Raw genomic sequence first — 2,315 nt, forward strand, 5'->3', positions numbered from 1 at the left:
TGGTACTAAACAATCTAACGCTTCACTTGGACTAGCACTTCTTGCAGCAGTGACAGGAGGACTTCTCATCGCTAAAAAACGCGAGGAAGAAGAGTAAACCATTGCTCTGATCAAGCAAGCTAAGAATCTTAATTCTATAGATTTGCTAGAAAAACCGTAAGGAGAAATTCTTACGGTTTTTTTGTATAGAAAAGCAATCAAAAGTTGCTAGTACTTTATGGTAATAGGTATCATAGAAAGATATGAATAAGTTCATAAAACAAGTGTGCGATTTTAAACAAATACCTCGGTGAAATACATTTTTTAGATACTGTTCAGTCATGATATGCCAAAAAATTAAATAGTAAAAAGATAGTAAACAATAAATTATTTTATGAATACTTTTCTCTATAATTCTTTGACAAAATTAAGTACATATTTTATAATAAAAATGTATGTAGTATATACAATGCTAAAAAATACACAAAAGGAGATATACAAATGTATTTTAATCGTAAAAATGCAGAGCAAAAGAACTGGCGAATGATCAAAAAAGGAAAACATTTCTTGTTTGGTTGTTCGCTTGTCTTTGCGGTTGGGGCAGCATTGGTAGCTCCATCAGTCAAAGCAGACACAGTAGAAACTAAGCCAGAAGCAGGTTCTACTACGGAGACAACTAAGCCAACTATAGGTGAAGGAAATGGTACTTATGCAGCACCAGCTGTAGAAGTAGCTCCATCAACACCAGTGGCTCCAGCTGCAGTAGTGGCTGAGGAAAAAGCTGAAAAACCAGTTACAACTACTGAAAATTCTAAGGAAGAAGCAGTAGCAACAACTGATAAAGTTGAAAAAGCTAAGGAAGCTGATAGCATCCAAGCACCAGAATTGACTGTTGTATACGATCCATCAGCACTTACTGATGAAGAAAAAGCAAAAGTTGTAGCAGCTGTTAAGGCAGCAAACCCTACCGCGACTGATGTCCAAGTTCAAGCAGACGGATCAGTAGTTGTGACTTTTGCAGATGGCTCAAGTGCAAACTTGACAGCAGCACAAACGATCAAAGATGGTTCTTTAGTTGCTAAGCCACGTACTAATCGTGCAGCACGAGCAACAGCAACCCGTTCAACAGCGACACGTGCAACAGAAGGTTCTGAAAACCTTGACTATACCAACAAAGAAGACGTCGAAGGTTACGTAAAAATTAGTTACGAAGTGGATAAGGCTAATAATGTTATCCATTGGACAGTTCTTGATAACCCTGGACAAAAAGGAAACTCTGCCAGTGGATACGTCTACTTTACAATTCCAAAAGATTCTGTAGGCGCACCTACAAACTGGAGTGTTGTCCAAAAAGATAAAAATGGTAAAATCACTGATACTCGTAATTACTGGAAAGATAATGACGGATCATACTTGATGGGTCAAAAGGGTCGTATGGATACCTATACTGGTTCTGAAATGACCAAGCGTTTGACTGAGCTGTTCAAGAAAACTAAGAATCCAGCAATTAAAGGTAATGAAGCTGCAGTAGCAGCTCAAACTGCGGAACGTTCGCAAGCTCTTTATACGTTGACTGCTGATAATAACAAAATCCGTAATGTTATGTGGACTATTACCTTTGATACCCCAATCTTGGATAAGACTAAACCACTTGACTTTGTGGCAGGTATGCAAGGAACAGGGCTTATCGGTGGTCCGACAAATATCATGACCGGTTTCACAGATAACTTTATCGAAGAAATCAAGTTCCAAGCTGTTGCTGTCAAAGAGAAGTACACTGCCAAAGTAGGTGGAAGCTTTGATGCTGATCCAGCTAAATATGTAACTAATAAAGCAGGAACACCAGAATTCCCAAATAACTACCGTGGTGCAACAACATTTGCATGGAAAGACGGTCAAGCACCAACTGCTACAACTCCAGGTACTTATACAAAAACAGTAGTGGTTACTTACCCAGCACACTACAAACAAGCTCCACAAGAAGTTACAGTTACCTTTGAAGTAAAAGGTAATGAAGCAAGTGAAATCAAAGAACCAGCTAAGACACCGGTAGCAGATCCAACAAACTTAACACAACCAGAAAAAGATAAAGTTAAGAAAGCAATCGAAGATGCGAACCCAGGCAAAGTTGCCAACGTAGTAGTAGGAAATGACGGAACAGCTACAGTAACATTCAATGATGGATCAGAAGCAACCTTAACACCGGATAAAACAGTAGTAGAAGCACAATCAAAAGGAATCCAAGCACCAACTAAAACACCGGTACAAGATCTAACAAACTTAACACAACCAGAAAAAGATAAAGTTAAGAAAGCAATCGAAGATGCGAACCCAGG

General features: G+C 38.7%; 1 protein-coding gene and 1 pseudogene. Both read left to right on the forward strand.

The features are described from left to right. Window positions 1-97, forward strand: a 97-nt coding sequence (locus ADH81_RS11635; protein ID WP_152904386.1) for an LPXTG cell wall anchor domain-containing protein, incomplete at its 5' end; no start/stop codon positions are given. A gap of 383 nt (window positions 98-480) precedes the next feature. Continuing rightward, window positions 481-2,315 (forward strand): annotated as a pseudogene (locus tag ADH81_RS05180) (hypothetical protein); the annotation flags it as partial.

Source organism: Streptococcus pseudopneumoniae (assembly GCF_001072925.1).
Lineage (GTDB): Bacteria > Bacillota > Bacilli > Lactobacillales > Streptococcaceae > Streptococcus > Streptococcus pseudopneumoniae_Q.